General features: G+C 65.8%; 3 protein-coding genes. All 3 read left to right on the top strand.

Going from position 1 to position 3,981, the window contains the following annotated elements:
• Positions 1 to 428: tetratricopeptide repeat protein (locus HGB10_11930; GenBank protein ID NTU72512.1), on the top strand; the 428-nt coding region annotated here is incomplete at its 5' end.
• Positions 425 to 1,018 (top strand): hypothetical protein, encoded by a 594-nt coding sequence (locus HGB10_11925; GenBank protein ID NTU72511.1) that lies wholly within the window; start codon positions 425 to 427, stop codon positions 1,016 to 1,018. The genes HGB10_11930 and HGB10_11925, both read left to right, overlap by 4 nt.
• A 108-nt stretch (positions 1,019 to 1,126) precedes the next feature.
• Positions 1,127 to 3,967, top strand: coding sequence for a carboxypeptidase regulatory-like domain-containing protein (locus tag HGB10_11920; protein NTU72510.1), 2,841 nt, complete (start codon positions 1,127 to 1,129; stop codon positions 3,965 to 3,967).
• Positions 3,968 to 3,981 lie beyond the last annotated feature (14 nt).

Raw genomic sequence — 3,981 nt, 5'->3', positions numbered from 1 at the left:
GAGCCGCGACGTCGCCGGCGGCAGCCGGCGACGCGTCGGCGTACGCCGACGCCGAGCGCGCGATGGTCGCAGCCCGAACGCGGCTGCCGCACGACACGCTCGTGGTCGCGCAGCTCGGCGACGTGTACCTGGCCGCGGGCATCGCGCAGCGCGACCCCGCACTGCTCGAGCGTGCGCTGCCGATCATCGAGCGCTCCGTCGGCCTCGACCCGGAGAACGGCTACCGCTGGGCCGCCCGCGGCAGTGCACTCGCCGGGCTGGGACGAATCGACGAAGCGATCACTTCGCTGACGACCGCCGTGCGCTATGCTCCCAACGATGCGCAGGCGTGGGCGACACTCGCACAGGTCTACGAGACTGCCGGCGAGGCCGCCATGGCGCAAAACGCCCGGGTGCACGCAGAGGAGATCGAACGGGGGACGCGGTGAACCGCAGGTGGCTGTTCGCGATCGCAGGGGTCGCCATCGTCGCGCTGGCGCTTGTCGGCGGGCAGATGCTGCTCAACCGAACGTCGGGCAGCGCCTCATCGGAGCAGGCGGGCACGTCTTCCACACCCGCGCCTGATGCCTACAAGGGCGCACTGGTCGTGACAACGGGTGCTCTGCCGGTTCGCGTCGCCCCACTCCCGCAAGGCACGCCCGCTGCCACCGCCGAGCGCACGTCGCCGGCGTCGGAAGGCTCGCGGCTGCGGCGTCTCGCCTCGTCGCCTGCGCGGCTCATCTCCGGCTTCTCGGCCGACAAGGCCACCCCTGGCGAGACCTACGACATCGTCTTCAAGCCGTGGGGCTACGGCCCCCAGAGTCGCCTCGGGCAGACGGTGGCCGCCACCGTGACGTCGCTTACTGCGCGCACCACGCCCAGCATCGCTCTGTCCAACTCGACCGTGCTTCTCGTGATGGATGCAAACCGAGGCGGTCAGGTCGTTTCGGGGGGCACCTACGCCGGAGTCATCACCCTCGTGTCGCTCGACGGCACACTCGTCCCCGTTCTCACTGCGACGCGCGTCACCAATCCGTAGCACTTGCCGCACCCGCGGGCATATACTTCCCCAATGAGGCACGGGGTTGCCTCAGGTCGTCGTATGCGGTCGTGGCTGCATGCCACCGCCGCGAGGAAGGGGTGCATCGTGGGGAGCATTCCATCGCGAGCAAGTCTGCCCGGCAGGTTCGTCTGCCTCGTGCTGCTCGCACTCGTGATCGTGCTGGGAGCTGTGATGACCGCCAGCGCGATCGGACCATCGGAGCCTGCGACGATCACCGGCTTCGTGCACTCCCCTGATGGGTCGCCGCTTGAGGGCATCTACGTGCGCGCATCAGGCGAGACCTCGGATGCTGCGATGTACGGATTCGAACAGTCCGGCATCACCGATGCCTCGGGCCGGTTCGTCATCACCGACATCATCCAGGGCACGTACTCGCTCTACATCAACGATCCCAACTCACCTAATGACCTCCACGATGTGAACTGGGCCGAGAATTCGGCGTGGGCACTCGACGAGGTCTACTATCCGCCCAACTACGACACCCGTCGGCACATACTCGGCGGCACAAGTGCTGACGCCGGAAACACGGTGCTCGATCGTAACGGCACGCTCTCCGGCCGTGCAGTCGACGGCGCGATCGGAGTCGGCGGATCCGATGTCGTCGCTCAGGTCACGACCAACAGCGTGGTCTACACCCGCTGGGCCACCACCGATATGGACGGCAACTTCACGATTCCCGATGCGATACCCGGCGAATGGTCGCTGTACCTCCGTGGCACCAAGTCCGGCAAGGTTCCCGACGACGCCGTGCCCAGTAGCAGCGGGTACTCACAGGACTACGATCCGATCACGCAGTCCGAGGAGGTCACTTGCGGGTTGGTCTCGGGCGAAGACGTCAATCTCCCTAACGTGGAGTTCAACTCGGGCCATGCGGTTGTAGCCGCCTGCACGGAGGCGTCCGCTGACTTCGGCGGCGACGAGTTCCAGGTCGCGGGCATCTCGGTCATCGCCTACCCGACCGGTGGGGACCCAAACAACTGGGAGACCAACTTCTCGTGGCAGGTCGACGAGACAGGTTTCGGCCACACATGGCTGCCCGCTGGATCGTGGGACTACATCTACCGTGACGGCTCCGATACGCCGGTCTACGAGGACACGGTCGCGTCCACCGTTGTCGCGACGGTCGGAGGCTCGTCGAATCTCAAGCAGACGCTCACTCCGAAGGCGGACTCATACGCCGTCTGGGGCACACTCCAGCACGATGATGGTGGCGGAAACGCCAAGGCTTGGATTACCGCGTCGTTCATCGATCCCGACTCCGGCTACCCCGAGTTCTTCCGTCGTGTGACCTCGTGGGGCGACGGCCCTGGCGGTGGTGCGTACCTGATTCGCGTCCCCACCAGCACGGGTCTCACCGACAACCAGGTCCTCATCAAGATCAGCGACAAGGCCGATCCGCTCGACCCGAACGATCCAGTGCCGTTCCAGCACCCTGCCCAAGAGGGCACGTTCAATCCGGCGGGCACGCACGTGTGGAATGTCGAGCGCGTCGATGGCGGTTCGATCACCGGCCGTGTGGTCGATGAGGCCGGCCTTGAGGTACCCGGCGTTACCGTCTCGGCGGCGCGCAAAGCGTTCGACCCGTCCTTCGGCTCGATAGCGTGGACCGGCTCGGATGAGTGGACGGCGTTCACCGACGTCAACGGTGAGTACACGCTGTCGGGTATGCCCAGCAACGCCGACTACAAGGTCAACTTCTATCCCGACTACAACCCGCCTGCGGAGGGCTACGACCTCCCGATTCAGTACCGCGACTACAACCGCCGCACCTACAAGAACCAGCCGCTCGTCGACTCGCTCAACACCTCGTCGGGCGCGACGGTCGTCGACCACACGGCGGTCCCCGTCACGCTCGGTGCCACCACGGCGTCGATCGACGAGACCATCGTGCCCGGCGGATACGTCGCCCTTCACGCCGATGGCCCCTCCTACCCGACCGGTGCCGTGTGGGTGGACGTGTGGTACCAGTACAAGACCAAGTGGTTCGAGATCGACTCGGGCTACACCACCGGCGGCACGTTCCAGAAGATCTGGAAGGTCCTGCCCACGGGTACCTATCGCGTCGATTACACCGACTACTTCGGTCGCGGAGCCGGTTCATGGTCGTTCGAGCTCGCCCCGTGGGAGAAGAAGTACACGAGCGTCCTCGTGCCAGCGCCTTCGTCCTTCGCCCCCACGATGGGCCCGGCGGCCCTCGCACCGGCGTCGCTCGCGCCCGCCGCGCTCTCCACGAACCAGTCCAAGCTGCGTGCATCGTTCTTGGGAGTCGTGGGTGGTGGTGCAGGCCTTGAGGACGGTGGAGCCGGTGGCGCTCGTCTCACGTTCCAGCCGGCGCCGCTGATTCATCTGCCTTCGGGCTACTGGCTCGCCGGCGACACCGCGGGTGCAAAGTCGACAGGCACCGCAGTCGACGGAGTCTGGGCGATCACGCTTCCGTACAACACCGCCGTGCCTAACAGTGAGGTGCCCTACCTGCGCGTGTTGCGGCGCAACCCTTCGGCCCGAGGCGGAATCGATTCGCTCAAGGTCATCGGCTGGGACACGAAGAATCACACCGTCATGTTCCAGACAAAGCTGCTGACCTCGTTCCGCGTCGCGTACACGCGCCACAAGGTTGCGCTCGGTACGCCGGTGGCGGCCAGCCGATGGAAGCGGTACTCGCGTCACACCGTGTACGGCACCATCGCGCCGTACCACTCCTCGGGTTCGAAGTCGGCCCGCTTCATGGTCTACAAGAAGTCCGGCAGCCGATACGTCTGGTACAAGAACGTGACCGGCGTGAACTACAACCTGAGGAGCGGCACGCGATACAAGGCCACGTTCTCGCTGCCCAAGGGGACCTATCGCATCTACGGATACGCACCCTCCGACAAGTGGCACCTGTCCACGAAGTCGACCGGCTACGACACGGTCAGCGTGTACTAGGGCCGAGTCCCACA

This window comes from Coriobacteriia bacterium, from assembly GCA_013334745.1.
In the GTDB taxonomy this organism is placed as follows: Bacteria; Actinomycetota; Coriobacteriia; order Anaerosomatales; family JAAXUF01; genus JAAXWY01.
Note: the sequence above shows the minus strand (reverse complement) of the source record. Positions and strands in the feature narration are given on the sequence as shown.